20 protein-coding genes and 2 pseudogenes are annotated in these 24,121 nt (G+C 65.1%); 15 read left to right on the forward strand and 7 right to left on the reverse strand.

All coding sequences use genetic code 11. From position 1 onward, the window contains the following. Window positions 1-523 precede the first annotated feature (523 nt). Window positions 524-1,610 (forward strand): annotated as a pseudogene (locus tag NAM01S_RS11995) (AMP-binding protein); the annotation flags it as partial. A gap of 128 nt (window positions 1,611-1,738) precedes the next feature. On the opposite strand, the pseudogene NAM01S_RS35715 reads toward NAM01S_RS11995, so the two are convergent. Next, window positions 1,739-2,082 (reverse strand): annotated as a pseudogene (locus tag NAM01S_RS35715) (histone-like nucleoid-structuring protein Lsr2). Between the two features lie 249 nt (window positions 2,083-2,331). Between NAM01S_RS35715 and NAM01S_RS12000 the strand changes: the two are divergent. After that, entirely contained in the window at window positions 2,332-3,429 is a 1,098-nt protein-coding gene (locus NAM01S_RS12000; protein ID WP_067783826.1) for a CaiB/BaiF CoA transferase family protein, read from the forward strand. Window positions 3,430-3,520: 91 nt separating this feature from the next. After that, window positions 3,521-5,356 (forward strand): acyl-CoA dehydrogenase, encoded by a 1,836-nt coding sequence (locus NAM01S_RS12005; RefSeq protein ID WP_067783828.1) that lies wholly within the window; start codon window positions 3,521-3,523, stop codon window positions 5,354-5,356. A 176-nt stretch (window positions 5,357-5,532) separates the two neighbouring features. Here the strand turns inward: NAM01S_RS12005 and NAM01S_RS12010 are convergent, their stop codons facing one another. Continuing rightward, window positions 5,533-6,186, reverse strand: a complete 654-nt coding sequence (locus NAM01S_RS12010; RefSeq protein WP_253798728.1) for a TetR/AcrR family transcriptional regulator — start codon at window positions 6,184-6,186, stop codon at window positions 5,533-5,535. Between the two features lie 245 nt (window positions 6,187-6,431). Here NAM01S_RS12010 and NAM01S_RS12015 point away from each other — a divergent pair, with 245 nt between their 5' ends. Genes NAM01S_RS12015 through NAM01S_RS12025 form a run of 3 tightly spaced genes read left to right on the forward strand, consistent with a single transcriptional unit; the run spans window position 6,432 to window position 9,325 of the window. Further along, on the forward strand, window positions 6,432-7,562 hold the full coding sequence (locus NAM01S_RS12015; RefSeq protein ID WP_067783830.1) for a Re/Si-specific NAD(P)(+) transhydrogenase subunit alpha: 1,131 nt from the start codon (window positions 6,432-6,434) through the stop codon (window positions 7,560-7,562). Next, complete coding sequence (locus tag NAM01S_RS12020) at window positions 7,562-7,903, forward strand: NAD(P) transhydrogenase subunit alpha part 2 (RefSeq protein WP_067783832.1); 342 nt, start codon at window positions 7,562-7,564, stop codon at window positions 7,901-7,903. Before NAM01S_RS12015 ends, NAM01S_RS12020 begins: the two co-directional genes overlap by 1 nt. Window positions 7,904-7,906: 3 nt before the next feature. Then, window positions 7,907-9,325 carry an NAD(P)(+) transhydrogenase (Re/Si-specific) subunit beta gene (locus NAM01S_RS12025; protein WP_067783834.1) on the forward strand — a complete coding sequence of 473 codons (1,419 nt, stop codon included), beginning with the start codon at window positions 7,907-7,909 and terminating at the stop codon, window positions 9,323-9,325. 585 nt (window positions 9,326-9,910) lie between these two features. Here the strand turns inward: NAM01S_RS12025 and NAM01S_RS12030 are convergent. The 5 genes from NAM01S_RS12030 to NAM01S_RS12050 all read right to left on the reverse strand — a co-directional run bounded on the left by NAM01S_RS12030 (window position 9,911) and on the right by NAM01S_RS12050 (window position 13,069). Next, window positions 9,911-10,174, reverse strand: a complete 264-nt coding sequence (locus NAM01S_RS12030) for a TetR/AcrR family transcriptional regulator (protein WP_067783836.1) — start codon at window positions 10,172-10,174, stop codon at window positions 9,911-9,913. Between the two features lie 194 nt (window positions 10,175-10,368). After that, window positions 10,369-10,956 carry a hypothetical protein gene (locus tag NAM01S_RS12035; RefSeq protein ID WP_067783838.1) on the reverse strand — a complete coding sequence of 196 codons (588 nt, stop codon included), beginning with the start codon at window positions 10,954-10,956 and terminating at the stop codon, window positions 10,369-10,371. Between the two features lie 201 nt (window positions 10,957-11,157). Beyond that, window positions 11,158-11,610: a MaoC family dehydratase gene (locus tag NAM01S_RS12040; protein ID WP_067783840.1), complete on the reverse strand. Its 453-nt coding sequence runs from the start codon at window positions 11,608-11,610 to the stop codon at window positions 11,158-11,160. Window positions 11,611-11,627: 17 nt separating this feature from the next. Next, window positions 11,628-12,389, reverse strand: a complete 762-nt coding sequence (gene fabG / locus NAM01S_RS12045) for a 3-oxoacyl-ACP reductase FabG (protein WP_067783842.1) — start codon at window positions 12,387-12,389, stop codon at window positions 11,628-11,630. Window positions 12,390-12,535: 146 nt separating this feature from the next. Further along, window positions 12,536-13,069: a TetR/AcrR family transcriptional regulator gene (locus NAM01S_RS12050; RefSeq protein WP_253798726.1), complete on the reverse strand. Its 534-nt coding sequence runs from the start codon at window positions 13,067-13,069 to the stop codon at window positions 12,536-12,538. Between the two features lie 694 nt (window positions 13,070-13,763). Here NAM01S_RS12050 and NAM01S_RS12055 point away from each other — a divergent pair. The 9 genes from NAM01S_RS12055 (at window position 13,764) to NAM01S_RS12095 (ending at window position 24,073) form a co-directional block, all read left to right on the forward strand. Beyond that, entirely contained in the window at window positions 13,764-14,507 is a 744-nt protein-coding gene (locus tag NAM01S_RS12055; RefSeq protein ID WP_067783846.1) for an SDR family NAD(P)-dependent oxidoreductase, read from the forward strand. Then, the gene (locus NAM01S_RS12060; RefSeq protein WP_067783848.1) at window positions 14,504-15,568 is read left to right on the forward strand and encodes a phosphotransferase family protein; all 1,065 of its coding nucleotides are present in this window, start codon (window positions 14,504-14,506) and stop codon (window positions 15,566-15,568) included. The genes NAM01S_RS12055 and NAM01S_RS12060 overlap by 4 nt, the downstream gene beginning before the upstream one ends. Before the next feature lie 25 nt (window positions 15,569-15,593). Further along, window positions 15,594-16,883, forward strand: a complete 1,290-nt coding sequence (locus tag NAM01S_RS12065; RefSeq protein ID WP_067783850.1) for an acyl-CoA dehydrogenase family protein — start codon at window positions 15,594-15,596, stop codon at window positions 16,881-16,883. A gap of 41 nt (window positions 16,884-16,924) precedes the next feature. Next, entirely contained in the window at window positions 16,925-17,152 is a 228-nt protein-coding gene (locus NAM01S_RS12070) for a hypothetical protein (protein WP_067783852.1), read from the forward strand. A 72-nt stretch (window positions 17,153-17,224) separates the two neighbouring features. Then, window positions 17,225-18,463: a PucR family transcriptional regulator gene (locus tag NAM01S_RS12075; protein ID WP_067783854.1), complete on the forward strand. Its 1,239-nt coding sequence runs from the start codon at window positions 17,225-17,227 to the stop codon at window positions 18,461-18,463. A gap of 113 nt (window positions 18,464-18,576) precedes the next feature. Then, window positions 18,577-20,220, forward strand: coding sequence for a flavin-containing monooxygenase (locus NAM01S_RS12080; RefSeq protein ID WP_253798724.1), 1,644 nt, complete (start codon window positions 18,577-18,579; stop codon window positions 20,218-20,220). Window positions 20,221-20,339: 119 nt separating this feature from the next. Beyond that, a complete protein-coding gene (locus NAM01S_RS12085; protein ID WP_067783858.1) occupies window positions 20,340-21,269 on the forward strand; it encodes an alpha/beta hydrolase in 930 nt (309 codons plus the stop codon). Further along, complete coding sequence (locus NAM01S_RS12090) at window positions 21,266-22,879, forward strand: long-chain-fatty-acid--CoA ligase (RefSeq protein WP_067783860.1); 1,614 nt, start codon at window positions 21,266-21,268, stop codon at window positions 22,877-22,879. The genes NAM01S_RS12085 and NAM01S_RS12090 overlap by 4 nt, the downstream gene beginning before the upstream one ends. Before the next feature lie 36 nt (window positions 22,880-22,915). After that, a complete protein-coding gene (locus NAM01S_RS12095) occupies window positions 22,916-24,073 on the forward strand; it encodes an acetyl-CoA C-acetyltransferase (RefSeq protein WP_067783862.1) in 1,158 nt (385 codons plus the stop codon). The last annotated feature ends 48 nt before the right edge of the window (window positions 24,074-24,121 follow it).

Genomic DNA, 24,121 nt, shown 5'->3' on the forward strand with positions numbered 1-24,121 from the left:
GGAGCCAGCGAGGTCGAGTGCACGCGCCACGTCTGCCGATTGCTACCTGAGATCACTAATAGCAAAGCGGATTTCGGCAGATTACTCGTAGTCCTCGTCGACGAATGTGTGGTCTTCAATCGGGGCGTCGAAGATCGACGCACCGGGCCGAACTTGCGCAAGTGTGCCGAGCAGACACCGCTGCACTATGTCCGCCAGCTGTCGAACTTCGTGCTCGACGACTACCGCCGCATCGGCACCGGACCCGGTTGGACACCCACCGACTCCACCCTCGCCCCAGCCGACGGTCTACGAAAGGACGCGCGGCTGTTCGCGAGACTTGCCTGGAGAGCAGGTGCGGGTCCCTCACTGTGGCTGGGAACACGGACGCGCTCACCTGCGACCGAAGGCATGCGAGAAAAGAGGCGAGATGACCCAGACCACAGCTGATCACCTGAGGGCGTATCCGCCGACCGCGGAGTTCACCGCGGCGGCCAACGCCGATGCGTCCCTGTGCAACCGGGCCGCCGCCGACCGCGACGCCGCCCCGCTCAAGGCGGCCGTCGACGAGGCGCTCGCCGGAAGTGCGCACCGGGGTCGAACGAGTGCTCGTGGTGCGCCGCACCGGGATCGAGGTGCCGTGGACCGACGGCCGCGACGTGTGGTGGCACGATATCGTCGCGAAGGCCGCGGCCGAGCACGAGGTCCATGCGTTCGAGGCTGAGCATCCGCTGTGATTCTGTACACCTCGGGCACGACCGGAAAACCCAAGGGCATCCTGCACACCACGGGCGGCTATCTGCCCCAGGTCGCGTACACCCATCATCACGTCTTCGACCACCAGCCGGGACGCGACGTCTACTGGTGCACCGCCGACATCGGCTGCGTTACCGGGCACAGTTACCTCGTGTCAGGACCGCTGGCCAACCGCGCCACCCTGGTCGTAGACGAGGGCACCCCGAATTTCCCCGACGAGCACGGGGACTGTGGATCATCGAAAAGTACGGCGTCACAATCTATTACACCGCACCGACGCTGGTCCGCACCTTCATGAAGTGGGGCCGGGATATTCCCGACGCACACGATCTGTCCTCGATCCGGTTGCTGGGCAGCGTCGGCGAGCCGATCAATCCCGAGGCCTGGCGCTGGTACCGGGAGGTCATCGGCGCGAATACCGCCCCCATCGTGGACACCTGGTGGCAGACCGAGACCGGCGCGATCATGATCTCTCCGTTGCCCGGGCTGACGACCGACAAATCTGGTGCGGCCATGACCCCGCTGCTGGGCATCTCGGCGAAGGTCGTCGACGAGGAGGGCAATCCGGTCGTCCTCGGCGAGACCGAGGCCAACGGCTATCTGGTGCTCGATCAGCCGTGGCCGTCGATGCCGCGTGGCATCTGGGGCGATCCCGAGCGCTATCGGGACACCTATGGGACCGCTTCGGCGACAAGGGCTGGTACTTCGCAGGTGACGGCGCGAAACTCGATACCGACGGCGATCTGTGGGTGCTGGGCCGGGTCGACGACGTCATGAACGTCTCCGGAAACCGCATCTCCACCGCCGAGGTCGAATCCGCACTCGTCGGACACCTCGACGTCGCGAAGGCCGCCGTGGTGGGTGCGAGTGACGAGGACCTTCGGCCGATAACGTGGCGGCGTTCCCGCGGCCGACGGGGAAGCGCGCCCCGTCCTCCACCTCGGAGGGCGGGTCCGCCGCTTCCGCTGCAGGAAGGGTCCACCACTTCAGAATAGTTCCCCCTTTAGGACGTGGCCTTCTCGTAGGCCGCAACAACCTCCGCGGGCACCCGACCGCGCCGCGGCACGTCATAGCCGTTGGCTCGCGCCCAACCCCGTACCAGATTGGGCTGTGGCCCGTCCCGCCCGCGGGCTCCACTCTCTTGCTCCGCCGACCGGATCTACTGACCCGGCGCCCATGAGACACCCACAGTGCGAACACATCCCGCAATCGCGCCGCATTCTCCTGCGACAGGTCGATCTCGTAATCTACACCGTCCATCGCAAACGACACCGTCTCCGCCGCCTGCGAACGACCGTCGAAATCATCGACAACCGTCACAACAGCCTTGCGCCACGCAAACCCCACTCTCAACTCATCCAAGAACCGACCCGCCCCCGGATCGGCGACCAAACCAGACCAGAAGTCGATCGACAGGCATGAATCACACACTCCCGAACAGGCGCCAACAGGCTCACCCCCTCCCACCCAGCTGATCCGCCACGGGCCTCTGCGCCCGACTCACGGGACGAATACGCCGCCAAACCGACCTATCGTTGAATATATACTGAGTGCTCGCTACATTGACTGGGGTATGAACCAGAACCGAGGTAGGTCGTGAGAAGTCCATCCACTCCCGAACAAGGCCCGCTCGCGGGCATTCGGATTGTCGAACTGGCAGGCATCGGGCCAGGCCCGCACGCCGCACTGCTCCTCGCCGACCTCGGCGCGGACGTGGTGCGGGTGCAGCGTCCCGGCCAATTCCCCGGCCGCACGGAACGCCCTCAGTGGCGCGGCCGGGCCATCGTCGAGGCGAACCTGAAGGATCCGGCCGACATCGAGAAGGTGCTCGGGCTGATCGAGAAAGCCGACGTGCTGATCGAAGGCTTCCGTCCTGGCGTCACCGAGCGCATGGGTCTGGGCCCCGACGAGGCGCTGGCGCGCAATCCGCGGCTGGTCTACGGCCGGATGACCGGCTGGGGTCAGGACGGCCCGCTGGCCGACCGCGCGGGCCACGACATCAACTACATCTCGCTGACCGGCGTGCTGAACGCGATCGGCCGCAAGGGCGAGCGCCCGGTGCCGCCGCTGAACATGGTCGGCGACTTCGGCGGCGGCTCGATGTTCCTCGTGTTCGGCGTCCTCGCCGCGCTGGTGGAACGGCAGAACTCGGGCAAGGGCCAGGTGATCGACGCCGCGATGATCGATGGCGCGCTTGCCCTTTCACACATCATCTGGGGTCTCAAGGGCGTCGGCCAGTGGTCGGACGAGCGCGGCACCAATCTGCTCGACACCGGCATGGCCTTCTACGACACCTACGAGACCTCCGACGGCAAGTACATGGCCGTCGGCGCCATCGAACCGCAGTTCTACGCGCAACTGCTCGCGGGACTCGAGTTCGACCCCGAGTACCTGCCCCCGCAGGACGATCCCAACAGCCAAGAGCAGCTACGCAAGCTGTTCGCCGACAAGTTCAAGACCAAGACCCGAGACGAGTGGACGGAAGTGTTCGACGGCACCGACGCGTGCTGTACCCCCGTTCTGACCTGGAGCCAAGCCGAGCGGAACGCTCATATCGCCGCACGCGGCAGCCTGATCGAACTCGAGGGCATCGTGCAACACGCGCCGGCGCCGCGATTCTCGCGAACCCCCGCCGGCGCGCCGACACCGCCGCCGTCGGCGGCCACGACCATCGACCGTATCTGGGCGGACTGAGCGCCCTCCCCGGGCCGGAATGGCCGACACTCCCTGTCCATATGTCGCCGTGCGCCGACCCGCACGCCGCGCGCCACGGAAAGAACCCCTGATGAGCCATTACAAGAGCAATGTCCGAGACATCGAATTCGATTTGTTCGATGTACTCGGAATAGGTGAACTCCTCGACGCCGGACACTATGGCGATCTGGACTCCGACACCGCGCACAACATTCTCGCCGAGGTATCCCGGTTGGCGGAGGGACCGGTCGCGGAATCTTTCGCGCGAGCCGATCGTGAACCGGTGGTCTTCGACGCCGCCGCGCACGAGATCCGGGTGCCTGATCCGCTGCGTAAGTCGGTGCTGGCACTCCACGAGGCGGGTTGGTGGCGGCTGGGCCTCCCGGAGGAGCTTGGTGGCGTCCCCGCTCCGATGCCCCTGGTATGGGCTGTGCGGGAGATGTTGTGCGCCGCCAATTCGTCGGCGAAATTCTTCCAGATGGGTCCGCAAATGGCGGAGGTGCTCTTCGAAGTCGGCACACCGCAGCAGAAGCATTGGGCCGCAGCGGGTCTGGAGCGCGGCTGGGCGGGGACGATGGTGCTCACCGAGCCCGACGCCGGGTCCGACGTCGGTGCGGGCCGGGCCAAGGCGATCCCGCAGCAGGACGGCACCTGGCATATCGAAGGCGTCAAGCGCTTCATCTCGGGGGCCGACGTTGGCGACACCGCGGAAAACGTCTTTCACCTGGTACTGGCCCGCCCGGTCGGCGCTGGACCCGGCACCAAGGGCCTAAGCCTGTTCTACGTTCCGAAGTACCACTTCGACCCGGAGACATTGGAATTGGGCGAGCGCAACGGCGCTTTCGTCACCGGCGTGGAGCACAAGATGGGCATCAAATCTTCGCCGACCTGCGAGGTATCCTTTGGGAGCACCGACGTTCCCGCGGTCGGCTGGCTGGTCGGCGGGGTCCACGACGGCATCGCTCAGATGTTCAAGGTAATCGAAGGTGCGCGCATGATGGTGGGCAACAAGGCCGCCGGCACGCTTTCCACCGGATATCTGAATGCCCTCGAGTACGCCAAGAACCGCGTCCAGGGCGCCGACCTCACCCAGCTCGCAGACAAGACCGCGCCGCGTGTGACCATCATCCACCATCCCGAAGTGCGCCGGTCTCTGCTGACGCAGAAGGCCTATGCCGAGGGACTGCGGTCGCTGTATCTGTTCACCGCCGCTCATCAAGGCGACGTTCCTCGACTCGCGCAGCATGTTTCGGGTGCAGACCCCGAGTTGGCGGCACGGGTCAGCGACTTCTTGCTGCCGATCGTGAAGGGCGTTGGCTCCGAACGCGCCTACGACACATTGAAGCTGAGCCTGCAAACCCTCGGCGGATCCGGATTTCTGCAGGATTACCCGCACGAGCAGTACATCCGCGACACAATGATCGACACCCTTTACGAGGGCACCACCGCGATCCAGGCACAGGACTTCTTCTTCCGCAAGATCATCCGGGACGGCGGACGCGCACTCGGTCATGTCTTCGGCTTGATCACCACTTTCCTCGCCACCGGCGACCCGCAGGGCCGCCTCACTACCGAAAGGCTGTTGCTGGCAACGGCTCTCGATGCCGTTCGGGCGATGATCGAAACCCTCACCGACTACCGAAGCGCCGCTGATTCCGATCCGGAGCAGATCTACAAAATCGGCCTCGGCTCGGTGCCGTTGCTGTATGCGGTGGGGGACCTGCTGATCGGCTGGCGACTGCTCGAACAAGCAGCAGTAGCGCTGGAGGCCATCGACGGCAACGCTGACATGGCCGCCTTCTATCAGGGCAAGGTCACGGTTGCGTCGTTCTTTGCCAAGAACCTTCTCCCCCAGCTCACTTCGACTCGCGCGATCCTCGCGTCGCTGGACACCGCCGTTATGGAAATGGACGAGGCGGCATTCTGACCGGGTGATCATCACCGCCGAGCTGCGTCGTGGCACCCACAGCCGAGGCAGGGCGCCACGACGACATCGAGCACCGCCTGCGTCACCGAGAACGCACCGCACACATTCGTCTCGGAGCTACACCTCGACCACCTGTGGATTTCCATAGCCGTGCTGTCGTCAGTGGTGGCTGCGCGTCAGTCCTGCTCGATCGGGACGCTGGACAGGCCACCCCAGCAGAGCGTGACGACGGCGTCGACGGCGTCCGACTTGGGGATGACTCGACCGGTTTCGAGCCAGTACTGCGCCGCGAACCGGCTGGCGCCGACCAGTCCCGCGGCAAGTAGGCGAGCCTGCTGGACAGCGAGTCCGGCGTCGTCCGCGACGAGTTGAGCTATGGCCTCCACACAGGCATCGGTTCCGCGCCCCACGCGCCATTGCACCGAGGGCTCCGACGCGGCGTCGGAGTCGAAGACCAGCCGGAAGCGCTCTATGTCCTGGTCGACGAAGTCGAAGTACGCCTCGACCGCTCCGGCAACGCGCTTCTCATTGCTCACAGGCGATCGCAGCGCTCGCCTCACGCTCTCGACCAGGACGTGTATGGGGTCGGACAACACCGCCAAGTACAAGTCGAGCTTGGTCTGAAAGTGCTCGTACAGGACAGGTTTGGGATAACCTGCCCGATCGGCGATCTGATCCATCTTGGCGGCATGATAGCCGCGCGTGGCGAAGACTTCTGTTGCCGCCGCAAGGACATGCCGTCGGCGGAGCTCGCGCTTCACTCGGACCTTGTGTTCGTCCATCCCCTCGATACCGGCCCGCTGCCGGCAGCCAGGTGACGCTGCGGTCATTTCCATCAATCCTCTCGATCAGCGAAACGTGGCGCCGATGTCCGAACTCCTCTGTGACCCGAGGGGTTCGCGCTGCCGAGGAGCCCGCCAATCGCCGCGGCGAGCCTCCCCTCGAGGTCCGCGCTGGTCGCCTCATTAATGTAGTGTACACTCACTACAATTACCTCCCTCGATTCCCCGGACGCCGCCGTGGTCCCGGGCATCGCCGGAACCACGGCCGCACGACGAGTAAGGAACATTGATCAGTGGGGACACCGCATAGCGCCGACGCAGGCCTCCGCAACCGGCCGCGGGTCGGCGTCGTTCGCGAGACCGATGTCGGAGAGCGCCGGGTTGCCCTGGTGCCCAGGCTCATTCCGAGCTTGGCGAAGCAGGGTGTTGACGTGATCGTAGAGTCCGGTGCAGGTCTGGGAGCCTCGATTCCGGACGCAGCGTACGCCGAAGCGGGCGCGACGATCGGTGACCCATGGGAGGCCGACGTGGTGGTGAAGGTTGCGCCGCCCAACGACGCCGAGGTGGCGAGGATGGTGATCGGGCAGACGTTGATCGGCTTCCTCGCGCCGCGTAGCCCGGGGAACAAGATCAAGGCGTTGTATTCAGCCGGTGTGCGAGCTTTTGCGGTGGAGGCGATTCCGCGTATCTCGCGTGCGCAGTCGATGGACGCGCTGTCCTCGCAGGCGAATGTCGCCGGATACAAGGCCGCCCTTTTGGCTGCGTCGGAGTCCACTCGGTTCTTCCCGATGCTGACCACCGCGGCGGGCACGGTGAAGCCCGCGACCGTGCTGGTGCTCGGTGTCGGTGTGGCCGGGTTGCAAGCTCTCGCGACCGCGAAGCGTTTGGGTGGCCGGACGACGGGTTACGACGTGCGTCCGGAGGTCGCCGATCAGGTGCGTTCGGTCGGTGCGCAGTGGCTGAATCTGGGCATCGATGCCGCGGGCGAGGGCGGTTACGCGCGTGAGCTGACCAACGAGGAGAAGGCACGTCAGCAGAAGGCATTGGAAGAAGCCATTACGGCGTTCGATGTGGTGATCACGACTGCGTTGGTGCCAGGTCGTCCGGCGCCGCGGTTGGTGACCGCCGCGGCGGTGGAGGGTATGAAGCCGGGCAGCGTGATCGTCGATCTGGCTGGTGAGACCGGCGGCAATTGTGAGCTGACCGAGCCCGGCAAAACGATTGTGCGCCACGGTGTCACGATCGCTTCGCCGCTGAATCTGCCGGCGACCATGCCGGAGCACGCCAGCGAGCTGTATTCCAGGAACGTTGTGGCCCTGCTGGAGTTGATGTTGAAAGAGGGTGCGCTGCGACCTGATTGCAGTGATCAGGTGCTGGCCGATGCGTGTGTGACCCGTAATCCGATCGATGGCGAGTTGAGCTGATGTATACCGAACTGCTGGCGAACATCGCGATCCTGGTGCTGTCCGGGTTCGTCGGTTTCGCCGTCATCTCCAAGGTCCCCAACACCCTGCACACGCCGTTGATGTCGGGCACCAACGCCATTCACGGCATCGTCGTGCTCGGCGCGCTGGTGACGCTGGGCCGGGTCGAGAATCCCTCGATCGGCATCCAGATCATTCTGTTCGTGGCCGTGGTCTTCGGAACCCTGAACGTGATCGGTGGTTTCGTGGTCACCGACCGGATGCTGGGCATGTTCAAGGCCAAGAAGCCGGTCGCGGCCGAAGCCAAGGGCAGCGATGAGACTGTGAAGGCGGGCCACTGAGTCATGGACAACTTGGTCAACATTCTCTACATCGTCGCCTTCGCGATGTTCATCTACGGTCTGATGGGCCTGACCGGCCCCAAGACCGCGGTGCGCGGCAACTGGATCGCCGCAGTCGGCATGGGCATCGCGGTGGTCGCGACGTTGATCGCGGTGCGCGACACCGGCAACTGGATCCTGATCGTCGCCGGTCTGGTGCTCGGTGTGGTGTTGGGCGTGCCGCCCGCGAAGTACACCAAGATGACCGCGATGCCGCAGCTGGTGGCCGCGTTCAACGGTGTCGGCGGTGGCACGGTCGCGCTCATCGCGTGGGCCGAATTCCTCGACACCACCGGCTTCTCCAACTTCAAACACGGGGAAGAACCGACCGTGCACATCATCGTCGGCTCGCTGTTCGCCGCGATCATCGGTTCGGTGTCGTTCTGGGGCTCGCTGATCGCCTTCGGCAAGCTGCAGGAGATCCTGCCCGGTCGTCCGATCGGCCTCGGCAAGTTGCAGCAGCCGCTGAACCTGTTGCTTCTGCTGGGTTCGATCGCCGCGGCCGTGGTGATCGGCATCGGCGCGGCCGACGGTGGCGCGCCGTGGTTCTGGATGGTTGGCCTGCTGGTCTTCGCCGGCGTGCTCGGGTTGATGGTGGTGCTGCCGATCGGTGGCGCGGACATGCCCGTGGTCATCTCGCTGCTCAACGCGTTGACCGGTCTGTCGGCCGCCGCAGCCGGGTTGGCGCTGAACAACACCGCGATGATCGTGGCGGGCATGATCGTCGGCGCGTCCGGCACCATCCTGACCAACCTGATGGCCAAGGCCATGAACCGTTCCATCCCGGCCATCGTCGCCGGTGGTTTCGGTGGCGGCGGCTCCGCGCCCGGCGCCGGTGGCGGTGAGCAGAAGCAGGCCAAGGCCACCTCGGCCGCGGACGCAGCGATCCAGATGGCCTACGCGAATCAGGTCATTGTGGTTCCCGGTTACGGTATGGCCGTCGCGCAGGCTCAGCACGCGGTCAAGGAAATGGCCGAGCTGCTGGAGAAGAAGGGTGTGGAGGTCAAATACGCCATCCACCCGGTCGCCGGTCGCATGCCCGGACACATGAACGTGCTGCTGGCCGAGGCCGAGGTCTCGTATGACGCGATGAAGGAAATGGACGACATCAACGGCGAGTTCGGCCGCACCGATGTCGCCCTGGTCATCGGCGCCAACGACGTCACCAACCCGGCCGCCCGCGAGGACTCGTCCTCGCCGATCTACGGCATGCCGGTGCTCAACGTCGACCAGGCCAAGAGCGTCATCGTGCTCAAGCGCTCGATGAACTCCGGCTTCGCGGGCATCGACAACCCGCTGTTCTACGCCGACACCACCTCCATGCTGTTCGGCGACGCCAAGAAGTCCGTCGGCGCCGTCACCGAAGAACTCAAAGCACTATAGGAAACACATCCGAAGCCCGCGCCACACCCGTCAGTGGCGCGCCGTGCCGTCACCGCGTTACCCGCATCGCGCGGTGACGGCACACCCCGCAAACCCGCGCCGCGCCCGTGTAATCCGCCTCCGTGGTGCGCCTGCCGCCGCCGCGGTTATCCCCGCGGTGGCGGCAGTTCTGTTTCGTGTGCCGAGAGAGGGCTTACAGGAGAGGAAGACCGGTCGACCCGCGCAGCCATCACCGGGCCGATGACTTCGCCGTACTACTGTCAGTGGGGGCACGGTCGTTGCCTCGAAGCCGGTCACCGTCGACGCCCCGCTACCGCGATCGTCCGTGCTTGCCTCACCTGTTCGGCGCTCAACGCCACCGGTCGTAGGGGCAGTCCTACGCTGCGATCCGATCGAATTCCGTTCAGCAGCAACATCAAATATCGCCACCATTGGTTCGGGTCCACTACCTGAGGTGAAGACTGCCACGCCATGCACCATCGAGATGACAGCCAAGAGGTCACCTATCGCTATCTCCGGACGCACCAGCTCGTCGACCCGTGCACGGGCGAGAAGTTCGCCGAGTGGGTGACTGATCAAAGCCTTCTATCGGTCGAAAAGTGCTGAGTGCTCTGGCGATCCCGTCACAGCGGCCATGAAGGCCCGGTTCCCGGCGACGAGTTCGTACATGTCCTCTAGTATTTCGACCAAACCGCACCACGGATTGTCCAGCTGGGCTGCGGTTTCAGCGATCTCGCGGATCCGCCCGAGGTAGTGCTCGAAAATTTCGGTGATCAGATTTTTCCCGAGATGCCGATACGCCGTGCCAACACCCACTCCCGCGGCCTTGGCGACATCATCGAGCGTCACATGCTCGCGTACTGCGCCAGCAGTTCGTCGGCAGCTTCGAGGATGCGCCGACGGTTGCGGGTGGCATCGGCCCGCATGGTGCGGGGGCGGACGTACTTTTTGCTGTCGGTCATCACCCATCTGCCATTGGCGAATCTCGGTGGCCGCACCTTGGTCGGTCGCGGTCTGCGCGGGTCGGGTGTGCCGCTGCGGTTTCAGCTCGACCCTGTCCAGGAATGCCGCACCGGCGAACCCATCAGCGGCGTCGCTGTCAGCGTGGCGCGTTTCCCGAGCTCGGCCGCTCCGGGGCCGTTCTCGCTGGTGTGGGCAACTTCTCGGGCCAGTACTATGAAGGCCAGAACGAGGAAGATCATCGCCAATCCGAAGGCGATGATCGGGATGAGTATTCGGTGATCGAGACGACGCCGGCGGGACCCGCACGACGTCCCCTCGTCGCCGATCAACCCGTCCGATCCGGCGACCGTGAGGATCTCAGAGTTCCAGTGCGGACAGCGCTCGCCGTCTTCGCGGTGCCGGAGTGTTGCCGAATTCAGGACCCTGTCACCTGGCTGTTCGGCACCGATCGAGATCAGATGGATGTGACTGGCCCGCAGATCGGTGTAGTGGGGCAGTATCTCGAACAGCAGCTCTTCATTGGAACCGATGTCGTGGTGGACAGCGTCTCGCCCGACTCGGACACGATGTGTGCTCTCTATACCGTCGGCTGCGCGCCGGCCTGTCTCACGAAAGCCGATGCTTTCCGCCGCGTGGTGACATCCCCGCCTGACCATAGACTCGGTCATGGCCGGTCGATCCCACCACGCCGACCACGCCGGTATCGCTGCGAGTGCCCGCCCGCAATCGTGGGGATCGACGCGTCGGGGTGGCCATGGCACCGCGAGGAAACGATTGCCGCCGAACCGGCGAGGACATATCCGAATTCGGTGCAGTCCATGGCCCGATGCCTCCATATAGGTCTCGTACTCCGCGAGACGCCTACGCCGTCAATCCACCAGCAGTAGCACCCATTCGGCCACGCACGCGGGTTTTGCGCCGCCTTCGATCTCGGCGGTCGCCGTAATCGTGATCTGAGTGCCTGCGGGCGTCGCGGTGGTGGCGGTCAATTCGGCGCCCACCCGCACCCGATCACCGACTTTCACGAATGACGGGAAGCGAATCTTGTTGCAGCCGTAGTTGATTCCCATCTTCAGCCCGTCGATACGCCAGATCTGTTCGGTGAGCACCGGGAGCAGCGACAAGGTGAGGAAACCGTGCGCGATGGGCGCACCGAAGGGCCCTTTCGCGGCCGCCTCGGGATCGACGTGGATCCACTGGAGGTCACCGGTGGCGTCGGCGAACAGATCGACCTGTTTCTGGGTGACTTCGTACCAGTCGCTGTAGCCCAGATGGCTGCCGACCGCCTGCTGGAACTGGGCGATTCCGTCGAAAACCTTCATTTCGCGTTCCTGCTCGCTCAAGCCGCCGGACCGCCGGACACGTACAGGGTCTGACCCGAGATGAATCCAGCTCCATCTCCCGCCAGGAAGGCCACCGCGTTCGCGATGTCCTCGGGCCGACCCGAGCGGCCGACGGCGATCCCCTTCACTACGGCGTCACGGAACTGCTCAAAGGGCACGCCCATGCGTTCGGCCGTCGCCTGGGTCATCTCGGTTTCGATGAATCCGGGCGCGATCGCGTTCGCGGTGATACCGAACTTGCCGAGCTCGAGAGCCAGAGTCTTGGTGAACCCCTGCAGTCCAGCCTTCGCCGCCGAGTAGTTCGCTTGGCCTCGGTTGCCCAGCGCCGAGGTGCTGGACAGGTTGACGATCCGACCCCATTTGGCCTCGGTCATGTATTTCTGCGCGGCCCGGCTCATGAGGAAGGCTCCGCGCAAGTGAACGTTCATGACCGAGTCCCAGTCGTTCGCGCTCATCTTGAACAGCATGTTGTCGCGAATGACGCCGGCATTGTTCACCAGCACCAGCGGCGCTCCCAGTTCGCCGGCCACCCGGTTCACCGCGGATTCCACACTGCTTTCGTCCGCGACGTCGGCGGCGACACCGAGCGCGGTGCCGCCGACCGCCTCGACCTCCGAAACAACCGCTTTGCAAGCCGTTTCGTCCAGATCGAGGACGGCGACGGCGAATCCCTCGGCCGCCAACCGCTTCGCGGTTGCCGCGCCGATGCCGCGTGCGGCACCGGTGACGATCGCTGCGCGGACGGTGTCAGTGCTCATGTGCTTGCTCTCCTGAAGATGTCTAGTCGGGTCCGTTTTGTGCCCTCAATTTATAGTGAGTGTACACTCTATTAAATACCGCGCACGGCGGCCTGTCCGAGTCGCCGATCCGATGGGCGCCTCAGCGGCGTGGCCGCGTAAGCCGCCTAGCGCGCGAGGCCGTCGATGACCATCGCCCGGAACTCCCGTGCGATTTCATCGACACTCTCACCACGTCGGGGCCGGTACCACTGCGATACCGAATTCACCATTCCCAGTAAGCCATTGGCCACGATCCGATTGCCGCGGGTCAGTTCGCCCGCGCGATACCCCTCTTCGAGCACGCTTTCCCAACAGTCCTGCACTTCTTGCCGCAGCGACTGCAGTTGCCGCATGTGCTCGTCACTGAGGGCGTCCGCATCGCGCATCTGAATGAGCACTTCGCTCTGGTGCCGCGCGATGATGCGGACGTGAGAGTCGATGAGCTGTCCGAGCTTCTCGACCGGGGTGGAATCCGTGGCGACGACGCGCTGCGCCCCTGCCAGTGCCTTTTCGGTATACCTCCGGAGGATCTCCCACAGCAGCTCTTCCTTGGACTTGATGTGGTAGTACAGCGCCCCGGCTTGCAGGTCCGTCCGGTTCCCGATCTCCGCGACACTCGTCGCGTGATAGCCCACCGTGGAGAACAGCTCGATCGCCACATCGAGAATCCGTTCCCGCGTCGCCTCGGTATTGCTGGCAACACTGCCCCGCGGCCGACCCGGACGTCGCGGACCGCTGCTAGTCGACTGATCAGATGCACCCACGACGACACAGTCTAGAGTCAGGCTTCGAGAATCTTGCCTCCGCGCGCCTCGCCCTCGCACATCCGAACGATCCTGATCAGGGCTGCTGCCACCGCCACCTCACCGAGTCGATCCCGGCCACCGGTTCGCCACCCGCACTGATGTCGAGTCGCGTACGCGTCGCAGCCGGCACCGGATGATCTCCGCGCCGATCGCCACTGCAGTCTCCTCGGGTGTGCGAGTTCGAAGGTCGAGCCCGATCGACGCGGCCAAGCGCCAGCTCCTCGTCAACTACGCCGACTTCACAGCCGGCGATTCGATCGGTGTGCGTATGCCTCCTGCCTATCGCACCGATGTACCCAGCGGGAGTGCGGTGAGCCACCTGAGTTGGATAGCCGCTTCTCATACCCGGAAGAGACGCCACGCCGGGGCCCTAGGCGAGCAATCCCAGTTTGTTGATAATGTAGTGAACACTCAATACACTGTCTGCTAGACGCATCGGGATCACGGCATGGAAGGGAGTCCCTCCCGGGACGCACCACCGAGGAAGATCCCGACAACGAAACCGCGTCGGCCCGAACCCAAATTCCACGGAAACAACGAGGTCACAATGGAATTCGATGGCAAGGTGGTAGTCGTCACCGGAGGCAGCCGAGGGATGGGCCAGGAGATGGTCCGCGCTTTCGCCGCCGAAGGCGCCCATGTCGTGGTGGCGAGCCGCAAGCTCGATGATTGCCAGGTGGTGGCCAAGGCAGCAGAAGCCCTGCACGGCCGTCGAGCGCTCGCGGTTCCGTGCAACGTCAGCGATTGGGCGCAGTGCGACGCATTGATCGACTCTGTCTACCAGCAGTTCGGCCAGGTGGACGTGCTGGTGAACAACGCCGGACTGTCACCGCTGTATCCGTCGGTCGATCAGATCACCGAGGCGTACTTCGACAAGGTGATCGGCGTGAATCTCAAAGGCCCCTTCCGGCTGGCATCCGTTATCGGTGCACGGATGGCCGCGAGCGGAGGCGGCTCGATCGTCAACATCTCCTCGATCGAAGCGATTCGCCCGGATCCCAGCGCCATTCCCTACGCGGCCGCCAAGGCCGCGCTCAACAACCTCACCGAGGGCTTGGCGCAGACCTTCGGGTCGTCCGGCGTCCGGGTCAACGCGATCCAGTGCGGTCCGTTCCTCACCGACATCTCCAACGCGTGGACCGACGAGATGCGGGTGCTGTTCGACAACCAGGCGGCCCTGCGCCGATGCGGCAACCCTGACGAAATCGTCGGAGCCGCCCTGTATTTCGCGAGTGAAAGGGCGTCCTTCTGCACGGGTGCCGTCCTACGGCTCGATGGCGGTGTCCGATGACCTGCGCCATCGTGAACCCGACCTTCGGCGTTCCCGGGGTCGAGTTGTCCGCGCTGGCCGGCTGGATGGACCTCCAGAACCTCGAGCATGGGCCACTGACAGAGCTGCGATCCATCGGCGGCGGCACCCAGAACATCATGCTGCGATTCACCCGCGGCACGAGGGAGTTCGTCCTGCGTCGAGGGCCGCTGCATCCACGCGCCACCACCAACGACAACCTCCGCCGCGAGATGCGGCTGCTCGCGGCGCTGGCAGGCACCGCGGTACCGCATGCCAGGCTGATCGCCGCCTGTCCCGACGAATCGGTGCTCGGCGAGTCGGTGTTCTACCTCATGGAGCCGCTGGATGGCTTCAACGCCGCGGTGGAACTGCCCGCGCTCCATGCCTCGAACGCAGACATTCGCTACCGGATGGGCTTCGCACTCGTCGATGCTCTGGCCACTTTGAGCACGGCCGACTACAAGCAGGCGGGGCTGGCCGACTTCGGGCGGCCCGACGGCTTCCTCGAACGCCAGGTGCCGCGTTGGCTGCAGGAACTGGACTCCTACGCGCAGCTGGACAACTACCCGGGCCACGGCCTACCAGTCGAGCTCGTGTCCGAGTGGCTGACCCGCAACCGGCCGACCAGCGGACCGATCGGGCTCATGCACGGCGATTACCACATCGCCAACGTCATGTTCGCGCCCGACGGACCGCACGTCGCGGCGATCGTGGACTGGGAAATGTGCACGATCGGCGACCCGATGCTGGATCTGGGCTGGCTGCTGGCCACCTGGTCGGAACCGGATCGGAGCGACGATGTCCTCAGCTCCGCGCTGGCCCGCGCCGGCGGACTGCCATCGGCGCAAGAACTGGTCCGGCGCTACGGCGAACGCACCGGATTCGATGTGTCGGCCGCGGACTGGTATGCCGTCCTTGCCTGTTTCAAACTCGGCATCATTCTGGAGGGCACCTACGCGCGCTCGTGCGCCGGCCTTGCCCCCGCCGACATCGGGCAACGGTTGCACGACTCCGCCGCGACCCTGTTCGCCCGGGCACGCAACCTCATCGACCACCACTAACCGTATTCACGAATCGAGGACCGTCATGGCGTGGGATTTCTCCACCGACCCCGAATTCCAGAAGAAGCTGGACTGGATCCAGGATTTCGTTCGCAGCGAAGTGCTTCCGCTGGAGACGCTGAGCTTGGATTGGACACAGCTGCGTCGCGCGATCGCGCCACTGCAGGAGCAGGTGAAGCAGCAGGAGCTGTGGGCCGCACACTTGGATCCGGAACTGGGCGGCCAAGGCTACGGCCAGGTCAAGCTCGGCCTGATGCACGAGATCATCGGCTCGAGCTGGCTGGCGCCGCTGGTGTTCGGCAATCAGGCGCCCGATTCGGGCAACAGCGAAATCCTCGCCGCCGCAGGAACTGCCGAGCAGAAGAAGCAGTGGCTGGCGCCGCTGCTTGCCGGTGAGATGTATTCGGCCTTCGCGCTGACCGAGCCGGGCCACGCCGGTTCGGACCCGACTCGCCTGTCCACCACGGCGGTGCGCGACGGCGACGAGTGGATCATCAACGGGCACAAGTGGTTCGTCTCCAACGCATCGACCGCGGATTTCGTCATCGTCGTGGCCGTGACCGACCCGGAAGCCGAGAAGCACCGGCGGGCCTCGCAATTCATCGTCCCGATCGACGCCGTCGGCGTGCGGATCCTGCGCGATCTCGCGACCATGGAGCACCCGATCACCCAGCCGAACCACTATCCATCCCACGCCGAGGTGCGGTTCGACAACGTCCGGGTGCCCGCAACCGCGCTGCTCGGCGGTGTCGGCGACGGCTTCAAAATCGCCCAGAAGCGGCTGGGGCCCGGCCGTATCCACCACTGCATGCGGTGGATCGGGCAAGCCAAACGCGCCTTCGACATGATGTGCGAACGCGCCGTCTCCCGCGAGTTGCACGCCGGCACGATGGCGGACAAGCAGACCATCCGAAACTGGATCGCCGACTCGGCCGCCGAGATCCAGGCCGCCCGCCTGATGACCTTGAACGCGGCGTGGACGATCGATCAGCTCGGCACCGCGGCCGCACGCAAGGAAATCGCCTTCATCAAGTACTACGGCGCGAAGGTGCTGCACGACGTCATCGACCGCGCAATCCAGACCTGCGGCTCCCTCGGCTACTCCGCCGATCTGCCGCTGGAGGGAATGTACCGGGCGGCGCGCGCGGCGCGCTTCTACGACGGCCCCGACGAGGTGCACCGCGACAGCGTCGCCAAGCTGATCCTGCGCGGCTACACGCCCCCCGTGGGAGGTGTGCCCACCGAGCACGTGCCCACCCGCCGAGCCCAGGCCCAACAGCGGTTCGCGGAACTACTCACCGCCACCGCCGGATAGATCGACCGGCACTCACCACTCGCCGTCCGAGGAGTTCACCCATGACCGCAGCCGCAGCATGGCAGCCACCCGAAGTCGAGGTGCACCTGCGGATCCGGCTTGCCGACATGGTGTTCGACTATGTCGCCACCGCCAAAGCGGCACGCAACCTGATCGACGAATGGCAGCGGCGCAAGCACCGGCATTCGGCCGAGCTGATCGGCAGCACCGTCGAGCAGCGCCGACTGTTGCCACGCCTACCGTGCGAACGATTGTTTGCCTGCCCCTGACCGGAACGAGACCGTCGGTCCAATCGCCTGATCCCGGCGGGGACGCGCGGTGCGAAGGGATAGTGTGAGTTGATGTCCACCGCGGCGTTGGGCTGGGAGCCACCGTCGGCGCACCTGTCCGGGTTGATCACCGCGACGGTCGACGGGTTTGTGGCGAATCTGGATGGGCTTGTCGACGAGATGACGGCGGCGGCGATCACCGCGGCGCCCGCACTGGCCGGTGACTCCGCGCTCGAAGAGAGCGTGCGCGCGAGCGTCCGGGCGATGACATTGCGCTGGGTCGACGCCCAGCGCCGCCGACCGGGCGGACGGGTGCCCGTCGATGTTCCCCCCGCCGCCCTCGATGTCGCCCGTGACTTGATCCGGCACGGGGTCGACTTTCAGCAGCTGCTGACCGGCTACCGGTGCGCCGAGAATATCGGGTGCCGGCGTTGGGTGCTGGCGGCGGCGGGGGCGGTGCCTCCGCGGGAGGTCGCCGCCGTCGCCGACTTCGGCCTGCGTTCCATCAACGACTGGGTCGACGCGGCGCTGGCTTCGATCGATCGCCAGATCGAGCGCGAGCGCGATGATTTGATGGGCGGCGTACTCACCCGCCGTCTGGAAACGGTCACGTTGATCATCGACGGCGCGCCGATTCGGGAAGACGTGGCACGTGAACGCCTCGGATACGACCTGTCGGCCTGGCACACGGGGATGGTGTTCTGGTCAGCCGCCGAAGATCACGAGCAAGGTCTACTCGAGAAGGCGGCCCGCCTCGTCGCGCTGGAAGCCGGGCTGCGACCCCCGCTGATTCTTCCCGCCACCACCGCAACTACGTGGGTGTGGCTGAGCGGCGACCACAGGCTCGATGTACGCCTGTTGCGCGAGGCGATGGCGAAGGCGCCGGAGGGAGTGCTGGCGACCGCTGGGTCCAGCAGGCCGCACATGACCGGATTCCGCCGAACCCACCGGGAGGCTGTCGCCGCGCGGCGCGTGGCCGAGCGCAACCCCGGGAGGGAACGGTTCACCGCCTACGACGATGTGCGTATCGCGGTGCTGGCATCGCAGGACGAGGAGACGGCCGCGCAGTTCGTTTCCGACACGTTGGGTGAGCTCGCCGACGCGGACACCGACCTGCGCGAGACGTTGCGGGTCTACCTGCAGGAGGACGGCAACACCGCCCGTACCGCGGCACGGCTGTTCACCCATCGCAACACCGTGTTGAACCGCCTGGAACGCGCGCAGCGGCTACTACCGCAGCCGCTGTCTGGTCGGCATCTCAGCGTGGGCTTGGCGCTGGAGCTCGTTCATTGGTCGGGCGGGCGGCGCTGACCGAATTGCGGTTGGGCATTTGCACAGCAACCCGGTGCATTTCTGGGCAACGCACACTTCTGGAGTGACGCCGGTCACGCGTAGCGTCGGCGGACGTCGCGAAAGGAGAAATGATGAGCGACTCGATCGACTTCGACGCTGTGGTAATCGGGGCGGGATTCGGCGGTCTGCGGGCACTGCACGATCTCAGGAAAATGGATTTGTCGACGGTACTCCTCGAGGCCGGAACAGATGTCGGCGGTGTGTGGTACTGGAATCGCTATCCTGGAGCACGGACAGACAGCGAAGCCTGGTACTACTGTTATTCGTTTTCCAAAGAAGTACTCGCCGAATGGGATTGGTCGCAGCGGTATCCGACCCAGGACGAAATGTCGCGATACTTCCAGTTCGTCACGGATCGGCTCGATCTGCGCAAGCACATCCGATTCCAGACGCGATTGACGGGTGCCACGTGGGACGAATCGGCCAACGTCTGGCTGGTGCAGACAAACGACGGGCAATCGCTCAAGTGCCGGTATCTCGTTTCCGCCGCAGGTCCGCTCTCCAAGCCTTTCCTGCCCGATATTCCGGGATTGGACTCCTTCGCCGGCGAGTGGTATCAGACCGCGTTCTGGCCGAAGCACGACATCGATTTCACCGGTAAGCGAGTCGCCGTCGTAGGGACGGGCGCTTCAGGCGTTCAGGTCGTTCCCGTGGTCGCTCTGTCCGCGGCGGAGGTCACCGTGTTCCAGCGGACCCCGAACTACGTACTGCCCGCGCGGAATCGGCCGCTCGACGAGGCCGAGCGCGCGGCGATCAAAGCCGACTACGACAACATCTGGGAGCGGGCTCGCCGCCAGTTCTACGCGATGGATCTGCCGGTGTGCGAGCACGGGGCCGCCGACTACAGTCCGGCCGACCAGCAGCGCGTACTCGAACGAGCCTGGGAGGTCGGCGGTTTCCGCTTCCTGTTCGACACGTTCAACGATCTCTGGCTCGACGGGCAGGCCAACGAGATCGCCTCGGAGTTCATTCGATCCAAGATCCGTGCCATCGTCAAGGACCCCGCCACCGCGGAGCTGCTGTGCCCGCAGTACCCGTTGGCCGCCAAGCGACCGCCTTGCGGACACGGATACTACGAGGCGTACAACCGCGAGAACGTTTCACTCGTGGATGTGAGTAAGAACCCGATCACGGAGATCCTCCCGACGGGCCTGCGCACGGCCACCGATGTTTACGAGGCCGATGTCATCATCTTCGCTACGGGGTTCGACGCCATCACCGGTCCCGCGCAGGGGGTCGATATCCGCGGCCGCGACGGTCGGCGTCTGAGCGAGGTGTGGGAGAGCGTCCCTCGAAGCTATCTCGGAATGGCAGTCGACGGGTTCCCCAACATGTTCACTGTGGCGGGTCCATTGGGCCCCTTCGCCAACGGCCCCACCATGGTGGAGGGACAGGTCGAATGGGTCACCGACGCCATTTCGCATATGCAGCGACACGGCGCGGTCGCGATGGAGCCGACCCCCGAATCGGTCGATTCCTGGGTCCAGCATGCCGGAGAGATCCTCGAGGGCACAGTCCTGGCCAATGCCGCGACAGCCAACTCTTGGTTCCTCGGGGCAAATATTCCCGGTAAACCTCGTGGAATTCTGGCCTATTTCGGTGGCGCGGGAACGTACTTCGACCGGCTCGAGAGCGAAGCCGAAGCGGGTTTTCCCGGATTCGCCTTCACCGCAGCGGACGACACCGCGCAGCAGGTCGTCACCGTCAACAGCTGAGTCCCGGTTTTCACCCGCCCGCGATCCGACGTCGCGGACCGGAAGGGCCCGACCGACCGGGCCTTCCGGTAGCGGGTGCGACCGGTACCTGGCCAACGGTTTCAGAAAGGAATGTGCAGATGAACGAAGTCGAGTTCATCAGTGACGGACAGCGTTGCGCCGCTTGGCATTTGCCTGGTGCGGACTCGGAGCTCGACGTCGGCGACGGACGACCCTGCGTGGTGATGGCGCATGGATTCGGTGGAACACGCGACAGCGGTTTGCTGCCGTTCGCCCGAGCATTTGCCGGAGCCGGAATCGATGTTCTCCTCTTCGATTACCGCGGTTTCGGCGATTCGGCGGGGACCCCGCGCCAGCTGGTCTCGTTCCGACGCCACCGCCGCGATTACCTCGCGGCGGTCGAGTTCGCGCGTGCGCTCGACGGCGTCGACCCCGACCGAATCGCTTTGTGGGGGACGTCCTACGGCGGTGGTCATGCTCTTGCTGTCGCGGCTGACGATCCCCGGGTCGCCGCGGTTGTGGCGCAGGTGGCCGCCGTCGACGGGATGGCGTCGCTGGCAAGTGCCGTCAAATCGAACGGTTTCGGTTTCGTCCTGAAGGTCAACCTCGCCGCAATACGCGACGTCGCGAGGTCCCTGATGGGCCGACCGCCACTGCTGGTGCCCGTCGTTGGACCGCCCGGTAGCGTCGCGGCGATGAACTCGCCCGACGCCGTGTCGGGTATGCGGGCCTTCGCCGGGCCGACGTGGCGCAACGAGTTCGCGGCCCGAGAACTACTCGCGATACCGCTCAACCGTCCGATCACCAAAGTCGGCAAACTACGGTGTCCGGTACTTCTCCAAATCGGCGAGCACGACGCGGTGGCGCCGCCCGCGACGCTCGAGCGCGTCGCGCGACGAGTAGGCAGCCGCGCCGAGGTATGCCGTTACCCGGCAGGCCATTTCGACGTCTACGTGGAACCGTGGCGGACACCCAATGTCAACGACCAAGTCGCTTTTTTGAAAAGACATTTGACGCCGACGGCGGTCGGCGAAGTGGAGAAGCAATGATCACGACATCAGGTCAACGCCCAGAGGTTGAGGCGGGCATCGACCTCACCCGTTCACGTCGACGCCATTGGAACAACCAGGTTTGTCGCCACGCCCGGATGATCCCCGACCATCCCGCGCTGCGGTATCTCGGTCGCACCGTGACCTGGCGAGAACTCCACGATCGGTCGACCGCACTGGCGCGAGCCCTCCGACAGCGCGGAGTCGAGACCGGCGACCGCGTCCTGGTCCTCATGCTCAATCGGCCCGAGTACGTCGAGACGCTCCTCGCGATCACCGCCGCCGGTGCCATCGCAGTACCTGTCAACATCAGAACGAGCCCAGCCGAGGCCGTCTTCATAGCCACCGACGTGGGCGCGAAGGCCGTCGTCACGGACCGAGCCATGGCCGAACCGGCAGCAGCCGTCGCCGCGGACTCGCTCGCCATCGAGTTCATCGTCGCGGTCGATGACGCAGAGCAGGAGCAGCTGAGCTACGAGCAGTTGATCGCTGACGACACGGGCAAGCTGCCCGACATCGATGTGCCCGACGACTCCACCGCCTTGATCCTCTACACATCGGGCACCACGGGAAAACCCAAGGGCGCGATGATTTCCCACACGAATCTCAACGCTATCTGCATGGCGTTCATCGATTCACTGTCCTGCCGCCGCGGCGATGTGGTCTCGGTCGCAGTACCGCTCTTTCACATCGGGGGAATCGCCTCGGTGCTACCGCAGCTGTACTTCGGCGGTCCGTCGGTGATCCATCCGATCGGGGAGTTCAATGGCGACCGCACCCTCGACGTCTTCGAGCAAGAGGGGACGACGTGGGTGTTCCTGGTGCCCGCGCAATGGCAGGCCGTGGCAAACGCCCAACTGCGACGACCGCGCCCAGTAGGTCTGCGCGTGCTCAGCTGGGGCGCGGCCCCCGCTTCCGACACTCTGCTGCGGGCGATGGGCGAGGCGTTCCCCGATGCCGAAACGGTCGCGGTATTCGGGCAAACCGAAAGTACCGGCTTCGCCTGTTATCTGGACGGTCGCTACAGCCTCAGCAAGCTCGGCTCCGTGGGGGTGGCGACGTCAGCGCTCGAGGTGCGAGTGGTCGACGACGAGATGCGTGATGTACCCGTTGGTGAGGTCGGCGAGATCGTCTTCCGAGGGCCGACGGTGATGGCCGGCTACTGGCAGCGGCCGGATGCCACAGCCGAAGCGTTCGCCGGAGGCTGGCTGCACTCCGGAGACCTCGGCCGTCAGGACGACGACGGATTCCTGTACATCGTGGACAGGAAAAAAGACATGATCATCTCCGGCGGCGAGAACATCTACTGCGCCGAAGTCGAGAACGCACTGATGGACCACCCCGCCATCGCCGAGGTCGCCGTCATCGGGCGCGCCGATGAACGCTGGGGCGAGATCGCCGTGGCGGTAGTGGCATTGCACGAAGACCAGACTTTCGACTTGGACGAGGTCGGCGTATTCCTCGGGGCTCGACTCGCGCGGTTCAAACACCCCAAGGATCTCGTTGTGGTCGACGAGCTTCCTCGTAATGTGGGCGGAAAGGTCCTGAAGACCGTCCTGCGCGAGACGTTCGGCAGCCAGGACCTCGGCCTTTCTCAACCCACCGCTTGACGGTTCACCCCCAGTACAAGAATCACGGAGTTCCTCATGCCCGAGGCATACATCGTCGACGCCATCCGGACACCGGTCGGCGTCGGCAAACTCAGCGGCGGCTTCGCCGCCATTCATCCGGCCGATCTCGGCGCGCACCCGATCAACGTCCTGGTCCAGCAAGGCGACTTCGACCCGGCCGCGATCGACGATGTCATCTACGGCTGTCTCGACACCATCGGCTCCCAGTCCGGCAATATCGCACGCACCTGCGCCATGGTCGCCGGATTACCGCAGACGGTGCCGGGGGTGACTATCGATCGACAGTGCGGATCCTCGCAACAGGCAGTGCATTTCGCGGCCCAGGCGGTCATGAGTGGCACGTCCGATCTGATCGTCGCAGGCGGCGTGCAGAAGATGAGCCAGTTCCCGATCGGTTCGTCCTACTCCGCGGGCGAACCCTACGGCGCAACCGATCCTTGGAGCGGCTCGCCCGGCTGGATCCGGCGCTTCGGCGCCGGCGAGGTCTCCCAGTTCGCCAGTGCCGAACGCATCGCCTCGGACTGGGGCTTCTCCCGACTGGATATGGAGGAGTTCGCACTGACCAGCCACCAGCGTGCGGCCGTCGCGCAACAAGAGGGTCGCTTCGATCGCGAGATCACCCCGTTCGCCGGCGTCACTACAGACGAAGGCCCACGGCCGGACACCACCCTGGAGAAGATGGCCCGCCTCCGGACCGTGCGTCCGGACGGACAACTCACCGCGGCCGTTTCCAGCCAGATCTCCGATGGCGCCTCCGCCGTACTGGTCGCCTCGGAGCACGCCGTCAAAACCCACGGCCTGACTCCGCGGGCGCGCATCCACCACATCTCGGTGCTCGGCGACGACGCGGTCAATATCCTCACCGCTCCCCTACCCGCCACCGAACACGCTCTGCAGCGCGCAGGCCTGACGATCTCGGACATCGACCTCTACGAGGTGAACGAGGCGTTCGCCAGCGTCCCGATGGCGTGGCTGAAACACGTCGGCGCCGATCCCGACAAGCTCAACGTCAACGGCGGCGCCATTGCGCTCGGACATCCCTTGGGCGCCTCCGGTACGAGACTGATGATTACGCTCCTGCACGAACTCGAACGCACCGGCGGCCGCTACGGACTGCAAACCATGTGCGAAGGCGGCGGCGTGGCCAACGTGACCATCATCGAACGCCTGTAGGAGGCCGGCACAGCTGAGATCATGCTGACGCGCAGGCTGTAGCGGCTC

This window comes from Nocardia amikacinitolerans NBRC 108937 (assembly GCF_001612615.1).
GTDB lineage: Bacteria > Actinomycetota > Actinomycetes > Mycobacteriales > Mycobacteriaceae > Nocardia > Nocardia amikacinitolerans.

What these genes read in the sequence shown, in the direction of transcription:
- NAM01S_RS12005 (WP_067783828.1), top strand. Translation starts at nt 3,521, where the DNA reads ATGAGCCATTACAAGAGCAATGTCCGAGACATCGAATTCGATTTGTTC.
- NAM01S_RS12010 (WP_253798728.1), bottom strand. Translation starts at nt 6,186, where the DNA reads ATGACCGCAGCGTCACCTGGCTGCCGGCAGCGGGCCGGTATCGAGGGG.
- NAM01S_RS12020 (WP_067783832.1), top strand. Translation starts at nt 7,562, where the DNA reads ATGTATACCGAACTGCTGGCGAACATCGCGATCCTGGTGCTGTCCGGG.
- NAM01S_RS12025 (WP_067783834.1), top strand. Translation starts at nt 7,907, where the DNA reads ATGGACAACTTGGTCAACATTCTCTACATCGTCGCCTTCGCGATGTTC.
- NAM01S_RS12035 (WP_067783838.1), bottom strand. Translation starts at nt 10,956, where the DNA reads ATGACCGAGTCTATGGTCAGGCGGGGATGTCACCACGCGGCGGAAAGC.
- NAM01S_RS12040 (WP_067783840.1), bottom strand. Translation starts at nt 11,610, where the DNA reads ATGAAGGTTTTCGACGGAATCGCCCAGTTCCAGCAGGCGGTCGGCAGC.
- fabG (WP_067783842.1), bottom strand. Translation starts at nt 12,389, where the DNA reads ATGAGCACTGACACCGTCCGCGCAGCGATCGTCACCGGTGCCGCACGC.
- NAM01S_RS12055 (WP_067783846.1), top strand. Translation starts at nt 13,764, where the DNA reads ATGGAATTCGATGGCAAGGTGGTAGTCGTCACCGGAGGCAGCCGAGGG.
- NAM01S_RS12060 (WP_067783848.1), top strand. Translation starts at nt 14,504, where the DNA reads ATGACCTGCGCCATCGTGAACCCGACCTTCGGCGTTCCCGGGGTCGAG.
- NAM01S_RS12065 (WP_067783850.1), top strand. Translation starts at nt 15,594, where the DNA reads ATGGCGTGGGATTTCTCCACCGACCCCGAATTCCAGAAGAAGCTGGAC.
- NAM01S_RS12070 (WP_067783852.1), top strand. Translation starts at nt 16,925, where the DNA reads ATGACCGCAGCCGCAGCATGGCAGCCACCCGAAGTCGAGGTGCACCTG.
- NAM01S_RS12075 (WP_067783854.1), top strand. Translation starts at nt 17,225, where the DNA reads ATGTCCACCGCGGCGTTGGGCTGGGAGCCACCGTCGGCGCACCTGTCC.
- NAM01S_RS12080 (WP_253798724.1), top strand. Translation starts at nt 18,577, where the DNA reads ATGAGCGACTCGATCGACTTCGACGCTGTGGTAATCGGGGCGGGATTC.
- NAM01S_RS12085 (WP_067783858.1), top strand. Translation starts at nt 20,340, where the DNA reads ATGAACGAAGTCGAGTTCATCAGTGACGGACAGCGTTGCGCCGCTTGG.
- NAM01S_RS12090 (WP_067783860.1), top strand. Translation starts at nt 21,266, where the DNA reads ATGATCACGACATCAGGTCAACGCCCAGAGGTTGAGGCGGGCATCGAC.
- NAM01S_RS12095 (WP_067783862.1), top strand. Translation starts at nt 22,916, where the DNA reads ATGCCCGAGGCATACATCGTCGACGCCATCCGGACACCGGTCGGCGTC.